Raw genomic sequence first — 20,363 nt, forward strand, 5'->3', positions numbered from 1 at the left:
ATCGGGCTCTCGCCGTGTGCGGGGCGGCAGTGCTCGTCGGCTAGCGTGAGACCGTGCATTTCAGAGCGAGCGAGGTCGCGCAGGCCGTGGGCGGGGAACTCCTGGGGCCCGACGTGCAGATCGACGGGGCGAGTATCGACTCGCGGAGCATCCGGCCGGGTCAGCTGTTCGTACCGATCGTGGCCGAGCGCGACGGCCACGACTTCATCCCGGCGGCCATCGACGGCGGGGCCGGCGCCTACCTCACCTCACGGACCGATCCGGTCGGCGGAACCGCCATCCGCGTCGCCGACACCGCATTCGCGCTCGCCGACCTCGGGCGGGCCGTCCGCACCCGGATCCCCGATCGCGTGGTGGGCATCACCGGCTCGGTCGGCAAGACCTCGACCAAGGATCTGCTCGCCGGAGTTCTGGGCACCACCTATCGGACCGCGGCCAGCGAGAAGTCGTTCAACAACGAGCTCGGACTCCCGATCACCCTCGCCGCGGCCGCCGACGACGTGGAGGCGGTGGTCCTCGAGATGGGCGCACGCGGAATCGGGCACATCGACCTGCTGTGTTCCATCGCGCATCCGACGGTCGGCGTCATCACCCGCGTCGAGGGCGTCCACCTGGAGCTGTTCGGCGACATCGAGTCCGTCGCGCGCGCGAAAGGTGAACTGGTCGAGTCGCTACCGGCCGACGGGATCGCGGTGCTCAACGCCGACCATCGGTACGTCGCGGCGATGGCGGACCGCACCTCGGCTCGCGTCCTGCGCTATGGACTCTCACCGGACGCCGATGTGTTCGCCTCCGACATCGTGATGGACGACGAACTACGCGCGTCGTTCCGGCTGCACACCCCGTGGGGATCGACCGATGTCCGGTTGGGCGCACGTGGCGAACATCAGGTCCCCAACGCGCTGGCCGCCGCGGCTGCCGGCGGCGGTCTCGGGGTCGCTGTCGAGGACATCGCGACCGGCCTGCTCGGTGCGCAATTGTCCGGCCTGCGAATGGAACTGACGACCTCGTCGCGCGGCGTGGTGGTGCTGAACGACGCCTACAACGCGAACCCGACGTCGATGTCGGCGGCACTACGGTCGCTGGCCGCCCTGCCCGCGACGCGACGGGTGGCAGTCCTCGGCACCATGGCCGAACTCGGCGCCGACTCACCCGCCCAGCATCACGCGATCGCGCTCGAGGCCCGTGACCTCGGGATCGAGGTCATCGCGGTCGCCGAGGCCGGTTACGGCGACTCCGCCCGGCACGTCTCCGACGTCGACGGCGTGGCGGCCGAACTCGGCACCCTCGAGGAGGGGGCCGCGGTGCTGGTCAAGGGCAGTCGGGTCGCCGCGCTCGAGCGCGTGGCGCAGGCACTGCTGGACTGAGGGGTTTCGACAAGCTCAACCGGCAGGGTCAGTGGTGGAAGTGTGACCCGTCGCCCTCGCGCGGCATCGGGCTCTCGAGGCGGTCGAGGAACTGCACCTCGGTCTCGATGTCCGCGATGAGTGCACGCGCGAGATCGTGACTGAGCCCGGCGCGCACGACGATTCGCTGCACGGTCAGGTCGGCGAGGTCGTCGGCCATCGGGTAGGCGGGAACCAGCCAGCCCTTCATGCGCAGCCGGTCGGACAGGTCGTAGAGATTCCAGTTCTCGGTGTGCCCGGCCTTCAGTTTCCACGCGAAGACCGGGATGGTGTCGCCCTTGCTCACCAACTCGAGCCCGTCGATCTGGGCGATCTGCGAGGAAAGCCATTGCGCCACATCGAGGGAGCCCTGCTGGACCTGGGTGAACCCGTCCCGGCCCAGCCGCAGGAACATGTAGTACTGCAGCAAGACCTGGGCGCCGGGTCGGGAGAAGTTGAGCGCCAGCGTCGGCATGTCACCGCCGAGGTAGGAGCAGTGGAACACCATGCTCTCCGGTAGTGCTTCGGTGTCGCGCCACACGATCCACCCGACGCCCGGGTACACGAGACCGTACTTGTGGCCGGAGGTGTTGATCGAGACGACACGGTCGACCCGGAAGTCCCATTCGAGGTCGGGCTGGCAGAAGGGGGCGATCATCGCACCCGACGCACCGTCGATGTGGATCTTCACGTCGAGGCCGGTGTCGGCCTGGATCTCGTCGAGCTTGGCCGCGATCGCGGTCACCGGCTCGTACATGCCGGTGTAGGTCTGCCCCATGATGGCGACGACCCCGATGGTGTTCTCGTCCACGTACTTCTCGAGTTCGTGACCGTCGAGGACGAGGTGGTCGGGACTGATCGGCACCCACTTCGGCTCGACCTCGAAGTAGTTGCAGAACTTCTCCCAGCAGACCTGCACCGCCGTCGACAGCACGATGTTGGGGTTCTCGGTCGACTTGCCCTCGGCGCGGCGCCGCGTCTGCCAGTGCCGCTTGAGGGCGAGTCCGCCGAGCATGCACGCCTCCGACGACCCGATCGTCGAGGTGCCGATGGCATTCTCGACGTCGGGGTTGTGCCACAGGTCGGCGAGGATGCGCCAGCACCGGTCCTCGATCGCGGCGGTCTGCGGATACTCGTCCTTGTCGATCATGTTCTTGTCGACGGTCTCGGCATACAGCTTCTGCGCCTCGCCGTCCATCCATGTCGAGACGAAGGTCGCGAGGTTCAGTCGCGCATTGCCGTCGAGCATCGCCTCGTCGTGGACGATCTGATATGCCGTCTCCGGCAACAACATCGAGTCACTGAGCGAGAACTTGGGGAGCTCGGTGGCCTCGCCCGTCCGGGTGAAGACGGTCCGCAACGACATCGCATCGCCGATGTTGGTCGTCGCGCGCGCTCCGCCGGATTGGTTGTGGACGCCCTCGTCAGTGGTCATGAACAGCAAATCTAACTCACCACAGACGAGGGCGCGGGCCGATGATGATCATCATCGGCGCTGCTCGGCGTTTGCGCGGATCACCTCCCGCAGGTACACGGCCAGGCCGGGAGCCTGGGCGTCGTAGTGTTCGGTGAAGCGCGGATCGGCGACGTACATGTCGGCCAGGCAGACCTGCATGTCGTGGTCGCAGTCGTAGAAGCGGCCGATCTGTGCGCGGTGCTCCTCGGCGAGTGAATTCGCCTCGGCGGTGCCGGGTGTCACCCCGCGACGCATCGCCTCGGCGAGACGGCGCTCGAGATCGTCGGTCTCGTCCTTGATCCGCTGCCAATCGTCCTTGGAGTACTGGGCGGACCGCTTCTGGCTCTGCGTCCACGCCTCGGTGTTCCCCCAGCGCTCCTCGGCTTCGGCGGCGTACTCGTCCCCGAGCCAGTCGTCCCCGAAGATCTCGGCCTGCTCACTCGCCGACAGCGAGATGCCCTCGTTCTTGGCGTTCATCATCTCCTCCAGTGCTGCGACCATCCGGAGCAAGCGGTCGATCCGGTCGGTGAGGAGCGCACGCTGGGTCTGCAGATGACTCAGCGGGTCCGCATCGGGGTCGTCGAGCAGGGTCGCGATCTGCTCGAGGGAAAAGCCCAGCTCTCGATAAGTGAGTACCTGGTGGAGTCGTTCGACGTCGGTGTCGTCGTACACCCGGTATCCGGCCGGGGTCCGGCCGGATGGCTCGACCAGACCGATCTGGTCATAGTGGTGCAGCGTGCGGATGCTGACGCCGACCATGCCGGCGACGACACCCACGGTCAGCTCCCGGGCATCCATCTTCGAAGTGTGCTTGTCCTCGCTCACATCGACAACCCTGCTGCCTGACGTCACGTGAGGGTCAAGCCCGCTAAGCCGATCAGGGTGCGAAACCGATGACCGCGGTGCCCTTCTGGCAGGCGGCGAGGACGCCTTCGAGCTGGGATGGTGCGCAGGTCCATCCGGCCACCGACTGCTGCTGGCCGCTCGCGATCTTCGGGCCGTACTGGGCGGCGATGCTCGTCGCCGAGTCGCAGGCGACGTCGCCGGCGAGGATCAGCACGCGCAGCGCGCCGTCGGGGCCGGGGATGGTGCCGCAGGTGGTGTCGGAGTCGTCGGACTGTGTCGCGCTGGAGGTCGGCGTCGATGACACGGGTTTGCGACCGGGGACCACCGGAGGCGAGGTGGCGGGTTGTTCGGCGGACTGCTGTCCCGACTCCGCGGTGCCGGCCTGGGTGGTCGACGACGCGGTGGTCACGTCCTGTTCCGCCCCGCATGCGAGGAGCGTCGACATCGCCGCGGCGAGGCCGACGGCCGCCGCGGCGACCCTGATCGTTCGGCGAGAGTGGCTCGTGGTGGCACCGGTGGGACGAGTTCTGCGCGACATGGTTCACCACCGTAGCGAATGGGATGCCACCGGCCGAACAGGTTGCCGGTGCCTCGCGCCGGTTTGGGGTGGGCGCCCTCGACCTGCGAAGATGCTGGACGTGAGCAGTACCGGAACCGATATCGCCGACCCGACCTACGTCGTCGGCACCACCCTGGCCGGCACCCGCGGGCGCACGGGGACGATCACCACACCGCACGGACCGATCCGCACCCCTGCGTTCGTTCCCGTCGGTACCAAGGCGACGGTCAAGACGGTCCTGCCGGAATCTGTCTCCGCCCTCGGCGCCCAGGCGGTGCTCGCCAATGCCTACCACCTGTATCTACAGCCGGGGCCCGAGATCATCGACGCTGCCGGTGGGCTCGGGGCGTTCATGAACTGGCGGGGTCCCACCTACACCGACAGTGGCGGCTTCCAGGTCATGTCGCTGGGTGCGGGGTTCAAGAAGGTCATCTCGATGGAGGCCACCGGCACCCCCGACGACGACCTCACCGCCAACGGCAAGGAACGGCTCTCGCGGGTCGACGACGACGGGGTGACCTTCAAGTCGCACCTCGACGGGTCGGCCCACCGGTTCACGCCGGAGGTGTCGATGCAGATCCAGCACCAGCTCGGGGCAGACATCATCTTCGCCTTCGACGAGCTGACCACGCTGATGAACACCCGCGAGTACCAGGTCAATTCGCTGGAGCGAACCCGCCTGTGGGCGATTCGGTGCCTCGACGAACACAACCGGTTGAGTGTCGAGCGTGCGCACCGTCCCCAGCAGTCGCTGTGGGGTGTCATCCAGGGCGCCCAATACGAGGCCCTTCGTCGCAAGGCGGCCCGCGATCTCGTCGCGTTGAGCGAGGCGGACCGCGCGGTCGGCGGAAAGGGTTTCGGTGGCTACGGCATCGGCGGGGCGCTCGAGAAGGACAACCTCGGCACGATCGTCGGCTGGGTGAACGACGAGCTCCCCGAGGACTCGCCGAAACACCTGCTCGGGATCAGTGAACCCGACGACATCTTCACCGCCATCGAGAACGGTGTGGACACCTTCGACTGCGTGTCGCCGACCCGGGTCGCCCGCAACGGCGCGATCTATTCACTCGACGGCCGGTACAACGTCACCAATGCGAAGTACCGCAGCGACTTCCGGCCGCTCGACCCCGAGGTCGAGAATTACACGTCGCAATACAGCCGGGCCTACCTGCACCATCTGTTCAAAGCCAAGGAGGGGTTGGGTGCAACCCTGGCGACATTGCACAACGTGTCCTTCATCGTCACCCTCGTCGACCGTGCCCGCGAAGCCATCGAGAACGGCACCTACACCGAGTACCGCGACGAGTTCCTGCGCCGCTACTACGGAGCTTCCCGGAATTCATGATCTCGCCCACCGCGTCGGTGTTGTCGTGACCGGCGGTGTCTAGAAGGGTGGCGGGTTGGCGTCGTTCCAGCGCTTCTCGGCGCGCTGTTGGCGTCGGAAGTCGTTGGTGCGCAACTGGTTCAGTGTGTCGCGTGCCGGGTGGTCGGGCGGCCGGCCGGGAGCGAGCCGGTTGAACAGGTCGCGTCCGTTGTAGGCGTTGCCGACGAACATGTGGCCGGTGGGTGTGGTGAACCAGGCCGTCAGGAACTCGTCCTGGTGGTCCTGCCAGCTGGTGAAGGTCTTGATCCGGTGGTGAAACCGGCACAGCGGTTTGAGGTTGCGCGCTTCGGTGCGGCCACCGCGACGTGGGTCGGAGTGGTCGAACGGGTCGGTGTGGTCGAGATCGATCTGCCACACCGGCGCATTGCAGCCCGGGAAGGTGCAGCACAACTCGCCCGCCCGCACCAAAGCCTGGAGCTTTCTCGACGGGGCGTACTTCGTTGTCGAGGGGTCCGCGTCGGGCCCTGGGGCCGCGTCGGCTGCAGTGGATGCGGGCTGGATGTAGGTGCGTCGGGCTTCGGCGAGCAGCCGGCGGGCGGTGTCGGCGTCGATGATGCCGTGCCGGTCGAGGAACGCGGGGTCGTTGTCGAGGCCGATCAACGTCGACAGGTTCACCACGATGTGGAAGGTCGCGCGCGGCGCATTCGGGGACGACGGCGAGGCGTGCGAGTCCAGCGGCTCGGCGACGATCGCGTCGACGGCTGGTGCGTCGGCGGGAGTGTCGGTGTCGCCCCTGGTTTCGTCGAGCTCCTGTCCCGCAGTGGTGTCGGGTTCGGCTGCGGCAGCGTCGCAGTCAGCGCAGTGGCATGTCAGGGCGACTTCGCCGCGAGCGAGTGCTTTGAGCGCGTCGGCACGCCGCATCGGCAGGGTCCGTGGGTCACCGGCGTGGACGGCGGTGGCCATCGCCGACAGGCGGGCGTCGAACTCGGCGGCGTCGGCGTCGGGCAAGGTACCCGAGATCCGGGATTGGCCGGGGGTGAACCGGTCGGGGGCGATGGTCACGTTGCGGTCGGCGGTCACCCGCTCTTTGCGTCGCCGGAGCGCATCAGGTGCCCAGGCGGCGACGATGGCGTCGATCATGGCGGTGAACCGTGCTGTGGACATGGGTGCGCGGGCGAAGATGGCCTCGGCGAGGTGGGCGTCCACTGTTTGCATCTCGTCGGCGTCGGTGATCAGGTCGGTGCGTTTGAGTGCGATGAGGAAGCGGCGCTTGTCGATTCGTCCGCAGGCCAAGGCGTGGCCGGTGAAGGACAGTCGGTAGCGCAGGGCGTCACCGGCCATGATGAGGTCTTTCGCCTCGGCCGGGGTCACTGTGAGGGTGGCGCCGACTTCGGCGATGGCCTGCTCGAGCCCGTCGGGCCCGAACTGTTCGTAGGGGTCCTCACCGGCGGCCACCCGCGCCGACAACGCGGCGAACGCTTCGAGGGAGTCGAGTTCACCGCTGTGCACCTGGGCGCGTCGCTGCGCGTAGTCCATCGCACGTTCGTCGTGAATGAGGCTGGCCACGGTCATCATCTGATGCGCCGCCGAAGCAGCCAGTCCCGCACAATGATTCAGGACCTCGACTAGTTCGGCGGCAGAGAGTTCATCGTCAGCACGCAGGCGCGGCTCGACAGAATCGCGCGATGTATCCACCGATGTGGTGGATTCCGCCCCCGCCCCCGATGACATACCTCCATATTACTCGAACATACGTTCGAGTCAAGGGTTGATCTGCCCTGTTCTCGGGCGGCCTACAAATCGAACCACGACGTACTGACAGGCCAACGAGTTCGAGGTCGGTGGTGTCGGCGGCTGGTCTCAGCGGGCGTCCTCGGCGACCATCCGTTCGCGGATGCCGCCGGAGACACCCGTGCTGTCCGGGTTCGGGTCGTGGATCGCTCCCGGATGCGGCGCGACGGGGGTTCCTTTCTCGGTCTCCGATTTCGCGACCACCGCCGAGAACCGTTCGGTGAGTCCCGGCATGACCTGGTGAGAAGCGTTGGCGGCCTTGGCCTTGTAGCCGACAGGCTGGTCGAGCTTCGGGTCGGTGCAGGCGGCGACGATCGCATCGACGACGATCTGCGGATCGTCCATCGCGGACATGCGCGGTTCGTGCCCCGTGTAATTGGCGGCGTGGACCCACCACGGGGTGTCCACCGCCCACGGCATGATGGTGCCCACCTTGATGTCGTCGTCGCCGGCCATACGGAGCTCTTCGCTCAACGAGTGTCCGAGGCTGCGGACCGCCGCTTTGGTTGCCGCATAGGTGTTCTGGAGCGCGATGGGCACCGCGCTGTCGACCGAACCGACGTTCACCAGCGTGCCGCGACCCTGCGACCGGAAGACGCGTAGCGCCGCGTGCGCGCCGTAGATCAACCCCTTGAGGTTCACGTCGACGAGGCGGGCGTGGTCCTCGATCGGGATGTCCCAGAAGTATCCGACCGCTCCCACACCGACGTTGTTCACCCATACGTCGATGGAGCCGAACCGGTCGATCGCGGCGGATGCGAGATGGACGACCGCTCGAGGGTCGCTGACATCGGTGGTCACCGCCAGCGCGGACCCGCCCTGGGCGGTGATCTCCGCGACGACCTCGTCGAGAACCGCCGTTCGCCGCGCCGCGACCACCACGTTCGCGCCGAGTTCGGCCAGTCGCACCGCGGCGCCGCGGCCGAATCCGCTGGACGCACCGGCGATGACGACGGTGGAACCGTCGATCGATTTCTTGTCGGTCATGGCGAGCACCTCTCCCGTCCTGTCGGCAACAGTGGTGATCGCCTACCCGAGGGCGAGTCGGCCAAACCGGCGGTCGGTCGGGCGAGAGTTCAACCGACGGCGTGGGCCCGCCGAAATGTCTCGATCGCGTCGAGGTCGTAGGAGTTGGCGGCGGTCCCGATGCCCTGGGCGACGTGCGCGGCGACCGCGCAACCGAGTTCGGCGGAGTCGGCGAGGCCGAGCCCGCGGAGCCGGCCGGTGATGAAACCGGCGGAGAACGCGTCGCCGCAGCCGGTGGTGTCGACCACGTCCACTGAGTACGCCGGTACTGCGATCGTGTCGTCGCCGGTCACGACCAGTGCGCCGTCGGCGCCGCGGGTGAGCGCGACGCATCCGACGCCACGGTCCACGAGCGTGCGTGCACCGTCCGCGAGGTCGTCCGAACCGGTCAGCCCACGGGTCTGTTCGTCGTTGGGCATCAGGTAGTCGATGTGGGGAAGCGCGTCGGCGATCCATTCGAGAAGCCCGGGGTCGCCACCCGACAGCAGGTCCGCCGACGTCGTGATCCCGCGGTCGCGGGCTCGGCCCAGGAGCTCGGCGGCCACCGGACCGCCGAGGAACTCGGGGCCGCCGAGGTGCAGGTGATCCAGCCCGTCGAACGCGCCGGGATCGAGGTCGTCGAGTACGAACTGCGCGTTGGCGCCGATGCAGTGCCAGGCGGGACGGTCCCCGTTGGGCCGCACGGGAATGACCGACGACGACGTCTGGACCTCCGCCTTCGGAACGAGCCCGCGTGTGTGGACGCCTTCGGCGTCGAGCAATGCGGTCAGCGAACGCCCGATCGAGTCGGCGCCGATCGCACCGTGGGTTCGGACGGCGGCGCCGAGCCGGGCGAGGACGAGCGCGGTGCCGCCCGCGGTACCGGCTGCCGAGAAGCCGATGGACTCGACGAGCGCGCCGTCGGAGTTCTGGGGGATGGCCTCGATCCCGACGACGTGGATGTCGAGCACGTGGACGCCCACGGTCGCGATCGTGAGCGGGACGGTCGACGGCGAGGGGGGTGTCACGTGCGTTTCTCCTGGGGCGTCCCGTAGTCCAGTCGGACCGCCTGGGCGACGGTGGACTGTTGCTCGTCGGCGGTCAGCTCACGGGGCCGGCCCATGCTGCAGGTCCGGTGGAAGAGAGTGGCCAGCCACTCCAGCAGCAGCGCATTCTCCACGGCGTCGGCCAGGCTCGAGCCTCGTGCCACCGAACCATGATTCGCCATCAGCGCGACCTGGGTGTCGACCAGTGCGTCGGCGACGATGTCGGCCAGTTCGGGGCTGCCGAATGTCGCATACGGCGCGATCGGGATCGCGCCGCCGAGGCCGAGCTGCTGATAGTGCAGCACCGGCAGCGACGTCAGCCCGCTGACGCAGGCGACCGCGGTGCCGAAGGGTGCGTGGGTGTGCACGATCGCCTGCGCATCCGTCCGCTCGTACACACGACAGTGCAGGTCGAGCTCCGAGGACGGCGCAACCGACCCGTCCACGACGTCGCCGGAGAGGGACACGACGGTGACGTCGTACGCCGAACAGTCCGCGAGAACGACCCCCGTTCCGGTGATCGCGAGGTGGTCGTCTACGCGTACCGAGACGTTTCCGGCGGTGCCGATCAGCAGGCCTTCGGCGGCCAGCCGTCGAGCGACATCGGCGACCTGGTCGCGCAGCGACGGGGCACTCATCGGCATCGCGTATCGACCCCCCGGCCGACCCCAGACGCCGCCGGCCGTCTCGCGGAACTCGCGACGCATTGGGTACGTTGGGACCTCATACCGGACATTTACCCACATGCCTCAGCGCTCGGCACCCGGTATGGAACACCCGAGCACCAGCGAGAGAGACGATGAGACGCGGAAAGCGCCGAAAACGCCGACGACACCAGTCGGCCCCCTGTTGTGAACTGAATCATCCGGGTGTTCCGCCCGGCGCCGACACCGGGGCGGTCACATGCTGACCGTACTCGGAATCGGACTCGGAATTCTGGTGGTCTTCCTGATCACCGCCCTCACCGGTTACTTCGTGGCCCAGGAATTCGGCTACATGGCGGTCGACCGGTCCCGCCTCAAAGCCCGTGCCGAAGCAGGCGACGCCGCCGCGAAACGCGCGCTCGCCGTCACCCGCCGCACGTCCTTCATGCTCTCCGGCGCGCAGCTGGGCATCACCGTCACCGGCCTTCTCGTCGGCTACGTCGCCGAACCCCTGATCGGTTCCGGCGTCGGCGAGTTGCTCGGCGGCGTGGGCATCCCGGTGGGCGTGGGTGTCGCGATCGGCACGATCATCGCGATCATCTTCTCCACCGTCGTCCAGATGGTCTTCGGCGAGCTGTTCCCCAAGAACCTCGCCATCGCACGGCCCGAGCCGGTCGCACGGTCGCTCGCGCGATCGACCACGATCTACCTCGCCGTGTTCGGCTGGCTCATCGCCCTGTTCGACAAGTCGTCGAACGTGTTGCTCCGCGCGTTGCGCATCGAACCCGTCCACGATGTCGAGCATTCGGCGTCGGTGCGCGACCTCGAGCACATCGTCGCCGAGTCCCGGGACGCGGGCGACCTGCCCGACGATCTGTCCGTCCTGCTCGACCGTGTGCTCGAGTTCCCCACGCGCACAGCCGAACACGCGATGATCCCGCGCCCCAACACCGATCACGTCGACGCGGATCTGCCGGCCGGTGACGTGCTGACGCTGATGAGTACCGGCCACACGCGTTACCCCGTGCTCGCAGGTGGTGACGGCGAGGTGCGGGGCGTGATCCACCTGCAAGACCTCCTCGAGTGGAGCTACGCGCTGAAAAAACAACCCCCGCAGGCTGATCCGAAGGCCACCGCAGTCGACCTCAGTCGTCCCGCCGTCGTGGTGCCCTCGACGCTCCCGCTGCCCGAGGTGTTGGAGAACCTCGCGGCCGCACACGACGAGATGGCCGTGGTCATCGACGAATACGGCGGCTTCGCCGGCGTCGTGACCGCCGAGGACATCGCCGAAGAACTCGTCGGCGAGATCGACGACGAACACGACTCCGAGGCGACCGTCGCGATCGAGGAGAGCCCCGAGGGCTGGCGCGTGCGAGGTGACGCACACGTCGACGAGGTCTCGCGGACCGTCGGCTGGGATCTCCCCGAAGGCGACTACGAGACGATGGCCGGACTGGTGATCGCCGAGTTCGTCGGGCTCCCCGAGGTCGGCGACACGGTGACCATCACGATCGACCCCGACCCGTCGACCCTGCTCGACGACGACGAGGCGGAACCCCGCACCGTCCGGGCCACGGTGCTCGAGGTGGACAAGCGAGTGCCCGCGCTGTTGTCGATGAGCGTTGCGCCAACAGAGAAGGTCACAGACGGGAAGACCACCGGCGCCGAGCATCCGGCCGAGAACGGACAGGAGGGCGACAATGGATAACCCGTGGGTCGTCGCGGCCGTCACCGCCGCCCTGATCGTGTCCAGCGCCTTCTTCGTCGCGGTCGAATTCGCCCTGATCGCGGCCCGCCGGCACCGGCTCGAGGATGCGGCCGCGACCAGCGGCAGCGCCCGTGCGGCGCTCCGCAGCGCGTCGGAACTGTCCGTACTGCTTGCCGGGTCGCAGCTCGGCATCACGGTGTGCACGCTCGCACTGGGCTCGATCACGAAACCCGCCGTGCACCATTGGCTCACACCGCTGTTCGCGGGCTGGGGCCTGCCGTACTGGTCGGCCGACGTGATCGGCTTCGTCCTGGCCCTCATCCTCGTCACGTTCCTGCACCTCGTCGTCGGCGAGATGGCGCCGAAGTCGTGGGCCATCGCACACCCCGAGAAGTCGGCGATCATGCTCGCCCTGCCGATGCGCGCCTTCATGTGGGTCACGCGCCCGCTCATCGTGCAGCTCAACCACCTCGCCAACTGGTGCCTCAAGCGCGTCGGTGTCGAACCTGTGGATCAGGTCGCGACCGGACAGGACAGCGACGCCCTTCGACACCTGGTGGAGCACTCGGCCACCGTGGGCACGCTCGACGAGCGGTATCACGCTCACCTGACGAGCGCGCTGGAACTGGAGTCGCTGACCGTCGGCGATGTCGTGACACCCAACGACCATCTGGCCGTCGTCGATCCGACCGCGGACGCCGATCGGATCCAGACGGCCGGCCGGACGTCCGGGCACCTACGACTGCTCGTGCGTGACGATGCGGCCGGTGCGCCCGTCCGCGGCGTCGTGCACGTGCGCGACAGTCTGAGTGCGTCGCCGGGCGCCACCGCGGCCGATCTCATGCGCCCGGTCCTGAGCGTCGAGTCGACCCAGCCGGTGTACGAGACGCTCACCGCCATGCGGGAACAGCGCGCCCACCTCGCGCTGGTCACCGACGGCGGCCGTGCGGTCGGGCTCATCACCCTCAACGACGTGCTGCAGCGGTTGCTGGCCACCACGGCGTAGGAGGGTTGACGAGCGTGCGTCGCTGGCCCTTCGTGGCTCGTCGCTTGCGCTCCTCGCACCTCAGGGAGCAGGGGTTATGCGTTATTTCGAATTAGGGAGCGGGGAAGTGGGCCGCTAAGTCCACTCGTCGGCCGTCAGGAACCACGGTTCGGTCGGCAGCGCGGCGGGATCGAACCGCTTCGCCAGTTGCTCTGCGCGCACGGGCTCGTCGCGATCCGCGATGCCGAGGGAATGGGCGATGCGGGACAGCACCGTCGACGTCGGTACGCCGTCGGCGGCGAGGTCGGCCAGCGTCACCGCCCCGTCCCGCTTGCTGAGTCGTATCCCGTTGGCGTTGAGCACCATCGGGACGTGCGCGTACGTCGGCGGGATCGCCCCGAGCAGCGTCGCCAGGTAGGCCTGCCGGGGCGCCGACGACAAGAGGTCGTCACCGCGGACGACCTGGTCGACTCCCTGCGCGGCGTCGTCGACGACGACCGCGAGGTTGTAGGCCGGGGTGCCGTCGTTGCGCTGCAGTACGAAGTCGTCGACCGTGCCCGAATATGCACCGTGCAGAAGGTCGTCGACGCCGAAGACCTCGACGTCGGCGCGGAGCCGGATGGCCGGCGGCCGGACGGCACGGCGTTCGTCGCGCTCGGCCGCGGTGAGATCGCGGCACGTGCCGGGGTAGGCGCCCTGTGGTGCGTGCGGCGCGGACGGCGCCTCGAGGATCTCGCGGCGGGTACAGAAGCACTCGAAGGTGCGACCGTCCTCGCGCAGTCCGTCGATGACCGAGCGGTACGTGCCGATCCGGTCGGTCTGGTGGACGACAGGCGGATCCCAGTCGATGCCCAGGGCCTCGAGGTCGGCGAGCTGCCGGGAGTCGGCGCCCGGAGCCGCCCGGTCGAGATCCTCCATGCGGATCAGGAACCGCCGGCCGGTGGTGCGCGCGAAGAGCCAGGCGAGCAGGGCGGTCCGCAGGTTGCCGACGTGGAGGTCCCCGGAGGGGGAGGGCGCATACCGGCCCGCTCGCTGCGTCGACATCGCGTCGAGATTACCGCCGGCGATGAGAATCGGCGCCGGGACCGGTCTGCCTGTGCGGCCCGGACGACGACCGCCGGGTACGCGGCGGCGCGTTGGCGTTGCGGTCGCGTCGACGAGTGAGGAACGATGAGTTTCATGGATCTCCCGGTCATGCCGCCTGTTGCGCCGATGCTGGCCAAGGCGGTGACCAGCGTGCCGCCACAGCCGGACGGCTCGGTGGCGTGGTCGTATGAACCGAAGTGGGATGGATTTCGCGCGTTGATCTTCCGCGACGGCGACGAGGTCTCGATCGGATCGCGTGGCGGGAAGGACCTCGCACGGTACTTCCCCGAGATCGTCGCGGCGGTGAAGGAGGAACTGCCCGAGAAGGTGGTCCTCGACGGCGAGATCGGGGTACCCGCGCTCATCGGCGACACCCATCGGCTCGACTGGGACTCGCTCGCGCAGCGGATTCATCCGGCGGAGTCGCGCGTCACCATGCTCGCGGAGAAGACCCCGGCGATCTTCATCGGATTCGATGCGCTGGCGTTGGAGTCGACGAACGTGATGGCCGAGCCCTTCGAGGTGCGGCGGGAGGCCCTGCTGCGGGCCGTCGGTCCGGGCGGGCGGGATCGTCGGGTGCATGTCAGCCGGGTGACGAGCGACCCGGCGGTCGCCGAGGACTGGTTCTCCGCCTTCGAAGGGGCCGGACTCGACGGTGTCGTCGCCAAACGACTCGACGGCGTGTACGTCGAGAACAAGCGCGAGATGCTGAAGATCAAACACAAGCGGACCGCGGACTGTGTGATCTTCGGGTATCGAATCCACAAGTCGGGAACCGGGATCGGCTCGATGCTGCTCGGATTGTACGGCGACGACGGCGAATTGCGGATGGTCGGCGGGGCGGGTGCCTTCTCCGACGCCAAGCGGATCGAGCTGCAGCAGATGTTCGAGCCGATGCGGCTGGACCCGGAGAATGCATCACCGGGTGAACCGACGCGGTGGCGGTCGGAGAAGTCGGGGGAGTGGATCCCGATCCGACCCGAACTGGTCGCGGAGTTCGCCTACGACCAGATGGAGAACCACCGGTTCCGGCACACGGTGAAGTTCCTCCGATGGCGACCCGATCGGGAGCCACGCAGTTGCGGCTACGACCAGCTCGACGTCCCGCTGACCTACGACCTCCACGACGTCCTCGAAGGGGAATGACCATGGCATCTCGTTCTCCCGCCGAAGAACTCGACGTCGACGGCGTCGCCGTCCGGATGAGCAACCCGGACAAGATCTATTTCCCCGAACTCGGGGAAAACGGTGGCCGCAAGCGCGACCTCGTGGGGTACTACCGCACCGTGGCGCTCGGGGTCGGCGAAGACAGTGAGGGGCCGTTGATGCGTGCGGCCCGCGACCGGCCGACGTTTCTGCAGCGCTTCCCCGACGGTGTCGAGGGCGAGGAGATCTATCAGAAGCACATCGCGAAGAAGCGTCCCGAGCATGTGCAGTCGACCCCGATCGTGTTCCCCTCCAAGCGAACCGGTGACGCGATCCGGCCGACGGTGCCCGCCGACCTGGTGTGGGGCGCCAACCTGGGGACCGTCACATTTCACACCTGGCCCACGCTGCATCCCGACAACGATCACCCCGACCAGCTCCGCATCGACCTCGATCCGCAGCCCGGCACGACCTTCGACGACGTTCGGCGTGTGGCGATCGAGGGACTGAAACCGTTGCTCGACGAGCTCGGGTTCACCGGTTTCGTCAAGACCTCCGGCGGGCGCGGAGTGCACGTGTACGTGCCCATCGAACCACTGTGGGATTTCATCGCCACCCGGCGCTGCGTCATCGCGATCGCCCGCGAACTCGAACGCCGCGACCCGGACGCGGTCACCCCGTCGTGGTGGAAAGAGGAACGGGGAGAACGGATCTTCATCGACTTCAACCAGAATGCCCGCGACCGCACGATGGCGTCACCGTATTCGGTGCGACGCAGCGCCCGTGCGCGGGTCTCGACGCCGGTCACCTGGGACGAACTCGCCGACGTCGACCCGGACGACTGCACCATCGCGACCGTCCCGAAGCTCCTGGCGGATCGCGGCGACCCGTGGGCCGACATCGCCGATCATCGGCGCGGCATCGAGAAGCTGCTGGAGATGGTGCAGGCCGATGACGCAAATGGCCTGGGCGACATGCCCTATCCGCCCAGCTACCCCAAGATGCCGGGCGAGCCGCCGCGCGTACAGCCGAGCAAGAAGGTCGCCGAGCACTGGGACGAGAAGGGCAACCGGCGCAGCGACGGGTGAAGGACGGGTGCGGTCAGCTCAGCGGCGCAGCGCCTCGGCGGCCCAGGTGGCGAAGCTCTGCCAGCCGACATCGGGGAAGCGGCGGTGCAGGGTGGGGATGTCGACCTCGTAACCGCGCTCGCTCAGGAACGTGAACATCGCCCGCATGTCCTCGGACTCGATGCGTTCGGGGTCGTAGGACTCCGCCGTGACCGCGGTGCCGAGGACCTCGCCGATGATGCGCGCCATCTCGGCCGGCGTCGGCTGATCGGACGCGAGGTCGATTCGTTGGCCGACGTGGACGTCGGGGGCGGCGAACAGCTCGGCGACCAGCCGGCCGAGGTCGCGCCGCGAGAGCTGCTGCAGCGGCTTGTCCGCGGGCATCGCGATCGGCATCACGCCCGCCGCGAGCGCGTCCGCCCCGCCGAGCAGATTGTCGAAGAAGTAGGCCGGACCGACGATGGTGTGCGGGATGTCGGTGTCCGCGAGCATCTTCTCGACCTCGAACTTGGAATCGAAATGCGGCACGCCACTCTGCCGATCGGCCGAGGCGACCGAGGAGAACACCAGGTACGGGATCGACGCGGACGTGGCGGCCTGGATCAGCGCCGTGCCCTGAGCGATCTCCGCCTCCACGCCGGACTCGAACGGTGTGGTGAGGGCGAAGGCTCCGGCCGAACCGGCGAAGGCCTCGGCGAGACCGGCGCCGCTCACGATGTCGCCGACCGCGAGTTCGACACCACGGTCGGCGAGACGGGCGGCCTTCGACGAGACCGCGTCGCGCACCACCGCGCGGACGGGGAAACCTGCCTCGAGCAGCGCGTCGAGCACGGCACCGCCCTGCCCTCCGGTGGCTCCGACGACGACGATGGGAGAGGAATCCGCCATGTCGTCGACCCTAGCGGTCGCCTACGCCCGCCGGACGGTTTGGGTGTGCGCACGCTCGGCGGCTATCATCTCGACGTTGGAGGATTCGCCTAGTGGCCTATGGCGCTCGCCTGGAACGCGGGTTGGGTTAACAGCCCTCAGGGGTTCGAATCCCCTATCCTCCGCCACCGAAGGTCCGCAGTGACGCCCGCACGCCGGGTGCACCGCGGACCTTCGTCGTTTCCATGACCCGACCGGCCTCCGGAACGGCTTCGAGGACCCCTGCTCATGCCGCCGGAACCCCTCGCTACACTGGACGACGGATCCCGCGCGGCGTGCATCCTGTGAACTCCCCCAGGGCCGGAAGGCAGCAAGGGTCAACGGGCTCTCTCGGGTGCGCGGGGTCCCCTATATCCGATTCACTTTTTCTAGGTCTGCGGCGTCGGCCACCCGCACCGGCGTCGAGCCGCGAGAGGGCCAACGTTGAACTTCCACTCGATGAGTGCCGACCAGCTCCGCGACACCCAGGCGGATCTGACCAAGCAGTACGAGTCGCTGCGTGCTCTGGGCCTCAAGCTCGACCTCACCCGCGGCAAGCCGGCCCCCGAGCAGCTCGACCTCTCCAACGGACTGCTGTCCCTGCCCGGCGACGAGTACCGCGATGGCGCGGGCACCGACACCCGCAACTACGGCGGGCTCAACGGACTCCCCGAGCTGCGCGGGATCTTCGGCGAACTCCTCGCCGTCGACCCTGACAACCTCATCGCGCTCGGCAACTCGAGCCTCGAGATCATGCACGACCTCACCGTGTTCGGGATGCTCCACGGCACGGCCGACTCCGACGAGCCGTGGGGACGTCAGCCGATCAAGTTCCTGTGTCCCTCGCCCGGTTACGACCGCCACTTCGCGATCACCGAGAGCCTCAGCGTCGAGATGATCCCGGTGCCGATGCTGCCCGACGGTCCCGACGTCCGGGTGTGCGCCGAACTCGTGGCCGCCGATCCGAGCATCAAGGGCATGTGGGCCGTGCCGACCTACTCCAACCCGACCGGTGTCACCTTCTCCGAGGAGGTCACGCGGGGATTGCTCGAGATGTCCGCGGCGCCGGACTTCCGGATCTACTGGGACAACGCCTACGTCGTCCACACCCTGGTGGAGACCCCGCCGACGGCCCTGCCGATCCTCGACATGGCGGCGGACGCCGGGCACCCGAACCGCGTGTACGTCCTCGGCTCGACGTCGAAGATCACCTTCGCGGGCGCGGGAGTCTCCTTCTTCGGATCGTCGCCGGAGAACCTGGCCTGGTTCAGCAAGTACCTGTCGCTGAAGACCATCGGGCCCGACAAGGTCAATCAGCTTCGTCACCTCAAATTCTTCGGCGACGCCGATGGCGTGCGGGCGCACATGGCCCGCCACCGGGAGATCCTGGCCCCGAAGTTCCAGCTCGTCCTCGACATCCTCGAGGACCGGCTCTCGGAGTCGAAGGTCGCGTCGTGGTCGGAGCCGGAGGGCGGCTACTTCATCAGCCTCGACGTCGTCGACGGCGCTGCGCGACGCACCATCGAGCTGGCGAAAGAGGCGGGTATCGCGCTCACCGGTGCCGGCTCGGCGTTCCCGTACAAGACCGATCCGCGCGATCAGAACATCCGCCTCGCGCCGACGTTCCCGAACACCGACGACCTGCGTGCCGCCATGGACGGGGTGTCCACCTGTGTCCTGCTGGCCGCCGCGGAGACCCTGCTCGCCCGGTCCAGCTGACCTCTCGCCCGCACCGCGGCCGCCGACATCGCGGCCGCGGGCGGCGCGGACGACGCCGACACACCGGCAACGCGCCGACTGCGGCGTTAGATTGCTCTCATTCTCCGGCGAGTGCGCTGGCGTGCACGCCACTTTGTGACAGGCTTTCAAATCGTGAATCTGCCCAGGCCGGTTCTTCTCGCAACCGGTTTCGCCGTCGTGGGGGTCATCGCACTGGCACTCCAGGATGTCGTCGTACCCTTGGGCGCCCAATTCTGGGGTTTGCTGAAGAATCAGATCGACCTCGCCGTGTACCAGGCGGGCGCGCGGTCGGTGACCAACGGCGTCAGCCTGTACGACGTCAAGATGGTCGGCGACCTGGATTACACCTACTCGCCGTTCTCGGCACTGCTCTTCACTCCACTGGCCTGGATGTCCTTCGACCTCGCGCGGCCGCTGTGGACCGCGGGCGTCGTCGTGGCGCTCTACCTCGTGATCATGCTGAGCTTCCGCAGCCTGGGCCGGCCGGTGACCTGGCCGCTGCGGGTGATCGCGGCGTCGCTGGTGGCGGTGGCGATGCTCTTCGAGCCGGTGCGCACCACCATCTGGTACGGCCAGATCAACGTCTTCCTGATGCTCGTGATCCTGGCCGACCTGACGCGTCCGGACGGTGGACGCCTCAAGGGGTTCTGGACCGGCGTCGCGGCCGGTATCAAGCTCACCCCGCTGATCTTCGCCGGGTACTTCCTCGTGCAGCGGAACTGGCGTGCTCTTGCCGGTGTCGTCGGCGGTTTCGCGACCACCGTGCTCGTCGGGTTCGTGGTGTTGCCGGGGGACTCGTGGTCGTACTGGACGGGCAAACTGTTCGAGTCCGACCGGGTGGGGTCGGCGCAGTTGCGCGGCAACCAGTCCCTCCGGGGCATGCTCGCCAACCATCTCGACACCGACAGTCCGCCGACGCTGCTGTGGCTCGTGGTGGTGCTGGCGGTGCTCGCGGTCGGCTTCGCGGTGGCGACGTACGCACATCGACATGGCCACGAACTCCTGGCCGTCAGCATCGTCGGCATGACCGCGTGCGTGGTGTCGCCGATGTCGTGGGGCCATCACTGGGTCTGGTTCATCCCGATCCTGGTCATCGGGGTCCACCTGGTCCTCGACGTACGGCGCCCGCGCGCGCCGAGGCTGTGGGCAGGCGCGGGTGTGGCGGCGCTGGTGCTCCTCGCGTTCCCGTGGCCGACGCATGTGCCCGCCCTGATCCCCGACGGCTACTACACGGGGTTGTACGTCAAGACGCACATCACGTGGCTCAACTGGTTCACCGTCAGCCCGTATCTCTGGGCGTATCTCGGGGTGCTGGTCGCCACGATCGTCGGCCTGCGGATGGTCGGCAGCCGCGAGACGTCGTCGGCGTCCTCCGACCCGATCATCCCGGCCGGCGTGGCGGCCGCTGTCATCGCCGACGGCGGCCTGCCGACCGGCGACGCGGGCAGCTCCGGGGGCGAGGACCGGCGGCAGGCCGAGGCAGACGGGGACGGGTCCGGACCACACGAGGTCGAGGGTGCGTCCGGCCGAACCGGCCACGCCCACGGCATGGCCGATGACCTGGTCGGAACCGATGGCGAACCCGTCAACGAGACACCGGATCAGGGGCCCCCTCCGCCAGTGTGAGGCACACTCATCGGGTGTCACTGGTCGCCGGTAGTCTCGACGC

General features: G+C 68.1%; 17 protein-coding genes, 1 tRNA gene and 1 other RNA gene. 10 read left to right on the forward strand and 9 right to left on the reverse strand.

The genetic code is table 11. From position 1 onward, the window contains the following. Positions 1-53: 53 nt before the first annotated feature. The gene (locus KTR9_RS02515) at positions 54-1,367 is read left to right on the forward strand and encodes a UDP-N-acetylmuramoyl-tripeptide--D-alanyl-D-alanine ligase (RefSeq protein ID WP_193363219.1); all 1,314 of its coding nucleotides are present in this window, start codon (positions 54-56) and stop codon (positions 1,365-1,367) included. A gap of 28 nt (positions 1,368-1,395) precedes the next feature. On the opposite strand, the gene KTR9_RS02520 is transcribed toward KTR9_RS02515, so the two are convergent. From KTR9_RS02520 to KTR9_RS02530, 3 genes are all read right to left on the reverse strand, one after another. Beyond that, entirely contained in the window at positions 1,396-2,820 is a 1,425-nt protein-coding gene (locus tag KTR9_RS02520; RefSeq protein ID WP_014925079.1) for a glutamate decarboxylase, read from the reverse strand. A gap of 51 nt (positions 2,821-2,871) precedes the next feature. Then, a complete protein-coding gene (locus tag KTR9_RS02525; RefSeq protein ID WP_014925080.1) occupies positions 2,872-3,639 on the reverse strand; it encodes a MerR family transcriptional regulator in 768 nt (255 codons plus the stop codon). A gap of 79 nt (positions 3,640-3,718) precedes the next feature. After that, complete coding sequence (locus tag KTR9_RS02530; protein WP_193363220.1) at positions 3,719-4,225, reverse strand: hypothetical protein; 507 nt, start codon at positions 4,223-4,225, stop codon at positions 3,719-3,721. 91 nt (positions 4,226-4,316) lie between these two features. On the opposite strand from KTR9_RS02530, the gene tgt reads away from it, so the two are divergent. Then, complete coding sequence (tgt, locus tag KTR9_RS02535) at positions 4,317-5,591, forward strand: tRNA guanosine(34) transglycosylase Tgt (RefSeq protein ID WP_014925081.1); 1,275 nt, start codon at positions 4,317-4,319, stop codon at positions 5,589-5,591. A gap of 39 nt (positions 5,592-5,630) precedes the next feature. Here tgt and KTR9_RS02540 read toward each other — a convergent pair whose 3' ends face one another. From KTR9_RS02540 to KTR9_RS02555, 4 genes are all read right to left on the reverse strand, one after another. After that, complete coding sequence (locus KTR9_RS02540) at positions 5,631-7,301, reverse strand: HNH endonuclease signature motif containing protein (protein ID WP_044505705.1); 1,671 nt, start codon at positions 7,299-7,301, stop codon at positions 5,631-5,633. A gap of 129 nt (positions 7,302-7,430) precedes the next feature. After that, positions 7,431-8,348, reverse strand: coding sequence for an SDR family NAD(P)-dependent oxidoreductase (locus KTR9_RS02545; protein WP_014925083.1), 918 nt, complete (start codon positions 8,346-8,348; stop codon positions 7,431-7,433). Between the two features lie 89 nt (positions 8,349-8,437). After that, positions 8,438-9,394 (reverse strand): carbohydrate kinase family protein, encoded by a 957-nt coding sequence (locus tag KTR9_RS02550; RefSeq protein ID WP_014925084.1) that lies wholly within the window; start codon positions 9,392-9,394, stop codon positions 8,438-8,440. Continuing rightward, positions 9,391-10,050, reverse strand: a complete 660-nt coding sequence (locus tag KTR9_RS02555) for a class II aldolase/adducin family protein (RefSeq protein WP_443134914.1) — start codon at positions 10,048-10,050, stop codon at positions 9,391-9,393. The genes KTR9_RS02550 and KTR9_RS02555 overlap by 4 nt, the downstream gene beginning before the upstream one ends. A gap of 265 nt (positions 10,051-10,315) precedes the next feature. Here KTR9_RS02555 and KTR9_RS02560 point away from each other — a divergent pair, with 265 nt between their 5' ends. Together KTR9_RS02560 and KTR9_RS02565 are read left to right on the forward strand one after the other, a co-directional pair. Beyond that, positions 10,316-11,764 (forward strand): hemolysin family protein, encoded by a 1,449-nt coding sequence (locus KTR9_RS02560; RefSeq protein WP_010844765.1) that lies wholly within the window; start codon positions 10,316-10,318, stop codon positions 11,762-11,764. Beyond that, complete coding sequence (locus KTR9_RS02565) at positions 11,757-12,770, forward strand: hemolysin family protein (RefSeq protein WP_014925086.1); 1,014 nt, start codon at positions 11,757-11,759, stop codon at positions 12,768-12,770. The genes KTR9_RS02560 and KTR9_RS02565 overlap by 8 nt, the downstream gene beginning before the upstream one ends. A gap of 114 nt (positions 12,771-12,884) precedes the next feature. Here the strand turns inward: KTR9_RS02565 and gluQRS are convergent, their stop codons facing one another. Next, the gene (gene gluQRS / locus KTR9_RS02570) at positions 12,885-13,793 is read right to left on the reverse strand and encodes a tRNA glutamyl-Q(34) synthetase GluQRS (RefSeq protein ID WP_014925087.1); all 909 of its coding nucleotides are present in this window, start codon (positions 13,791-13,793) and stop codon (positions 12,885-12,887) included. A 135-nt stretch (positions 13,794-13,928) separates the two neighbouring features. Between gluQRS and KTR9_RS02575 the strand changes: the two genes are divergently transcribed. Then, a complete protein-coding gene (locus KTR9_RS02575; protein WP_044507530.1) occupies positions 13,929-14,981 on the forward strand; it encodes an ATP-dependent DNA ligase in 1,053 nt (350 codons plus the stop codon). 2 nt (positions 14,982-14,983) lie between these two features. Continuing rightward, positions 14,984-16,069 (forward strand): DNA polymerase domain-containing protein, encoded by a 1,086-nt coding sequence (locus tag KTR9_RS02580; protein WP_044505707.1) that lies wholly within the window; start codon positions 14,984-14,986, stop codon positions 16,067-16,069. 18 nt (positions 16,070-16,087) lie between these two features. On the opposite strand, the gene KTR9_RS02585 is transcribed toward KTR9_RS02580, so the two are convergent. Then, positions 16,088-16,936 (reverse strand): NmrA/HSCARG family protein, encoded by an 849-nt coding sequence (locus KTR9_RS02585; protein WP_044505709.1) that lies wholly within the window; start codon positions 16,934-16,936, stop codon positions 16,088-16,090. 78 nt (positions 16,937-17,014) lie between these two features. Here KTR9_RS02585 and KTR9_RS02590 point away from each other — a divergent pair. From KTR9_RS02590 to KTR9_RS02600, 4 genes are all read left to right on the forward strand, one after another. Then, positions 17,015-17,103, forward strand: a tRNA-Ser gene (locus KTR9_RS02590). Positions 17,104-17,233: 130 nt separating this feature from the next. After that, an RNA gene (gene ffs, locus KTR9_RS26685) (signal recognition particle sRNA small type) lies at positions 17,234-17,328 on the forward strand. A gap of 70 nt (positions 17,329-17,398) precedes the next feature. Next, positions 17,399-18,673, forward strand: a complete 1,275-nt coding sequence (locus KTR9_RS02595; protein ID WP_014925091.1) for an aminotransferase class I/II-fold pyridoxal phosphate-dependent enzyme — start codon at positions 17,399-17,401, stop codon at positions 18,671-18,673. 153 nt (positions 18,674-18,826) lie between these two features. Further along, positions 18,827-20,320, forward strand: a complete 1,494-nt coding sequence (locus KTR9_RS02600; RefSeq protein WP_014925092.1) for a glycosyltransferase 87 family protein — start codon at positions 18,827-18,829, stop codon at positions 20,318-20,320. Positions 20,321-20,363 lie beyond the last annotated feature (43 nt).

The organism is Gordonia sp. KTR9 (assembly GCF_000143885.2).
GTDB lineage: Bacteria > Actinomycetota > Actinomycetes > Mycobacteriales > Mycobacteriaceae > Gordonia.

What these genes read in the sequence shown, in the direction of transcription:
- KTR9_RS02545 (WP_014925083.1), bottom strand. Translation starts at nt 8,348, where the DNA reads ATGACCGACAAGAAATCGATCGACGGTTCCACCGTCGTCATCGCCGGT.
- KTR9_RS02585 (WP_044505709.1), bottom strand. Translation starts at nt 16,936, where the DNA reads ATGGCGGATTCCTCTCCCATCGTCGTCGTCGGAGCCACCGGAGGGCAG.
- KTR9_RS02575 (WP_044507530.1), top strand. Translation starts at nt 13,929, where the DNA reads ATGGATCTCCCGGTCATGCCGCCTGTTGCGCCGATGCTGGCCAAGGCG.
- gluQRS (WP_014925087.1), bottom strand. Translation starts at nt 13,793, where the DNA reads ATGTCGACGCAGCGAGCGGGCCGGTATGCGCCCTCCCCCTCCGGGGAC.
- KTR9_RS02530 (WP_193363220.1), bottom strand. Translation starts at nt 4,225, where the DNA reads ATGTCGCGCAGAACTCGTCCCACCGGTGCCACCACGAGCCACTCTCGC.
- KTR9_RS02560 (WP_010844765.1), top strand. Translation starts at nt 10,316, where the DNA reads ATGCTGACCGTACTCGGAATCGGACTCGGAATTCTGGTGGTCTTCCTG.
- KTR9_RS02580 (WP_044505707.1), top strand. Translation starts at nt 14,984, where the DNA reads ATGGCATCTCGTTCTCCCGCCGAAGAACTCGACGTCGACGGCGTCGCC.
- KTR9_RS02540 (WP_044505705.1), bottom strand. Translation starts at nt 7,301, where the DNA reads ATGTCATCGGGGGCGGGGGCGGAATCCACCACATCGGTGGATACATCG.
- tgt (WP_014925081.1), top strand. Translation starts at nt 4,317, where the DNA reads ATGCTGGACGTGAGCAGTACCGGAACCGATATCGCCGACCCGACCTAC.
- KTR9_RS02555 (WP_443134914.1), bottom strand. Translation starts at nt 10,050, where the DNA reads ATGAGTGCCCCGTCGCTGCGCGACCAGGTCGCCGATGTCGCTCGACGG.
- KTR9_RS02565 (WP_014925086.1), top strand. Translation starts at nt 11,757, where the DNA reads ATGGATAACCCGTGGGTCGTCGCGGCCGTCACCGCCGCCCTGATCGTG.
- KTR9_RS02520 (WP_014925079.1), bottom strand. Translation starts at nt 2,820, where the DNA reads ATGACCACTGACGAGGGCGTCCACAACCAATCCGGCGGAGCGCGCGCG.
- KTR9_RS02525 (WP_014925080.1), bottom strand. Translation starts at nt 3,639, where the DNA reads ATGGATGCCCGGGAGCTGACCGTGGGTGTCGTCGCCGGCATGGTCGGC.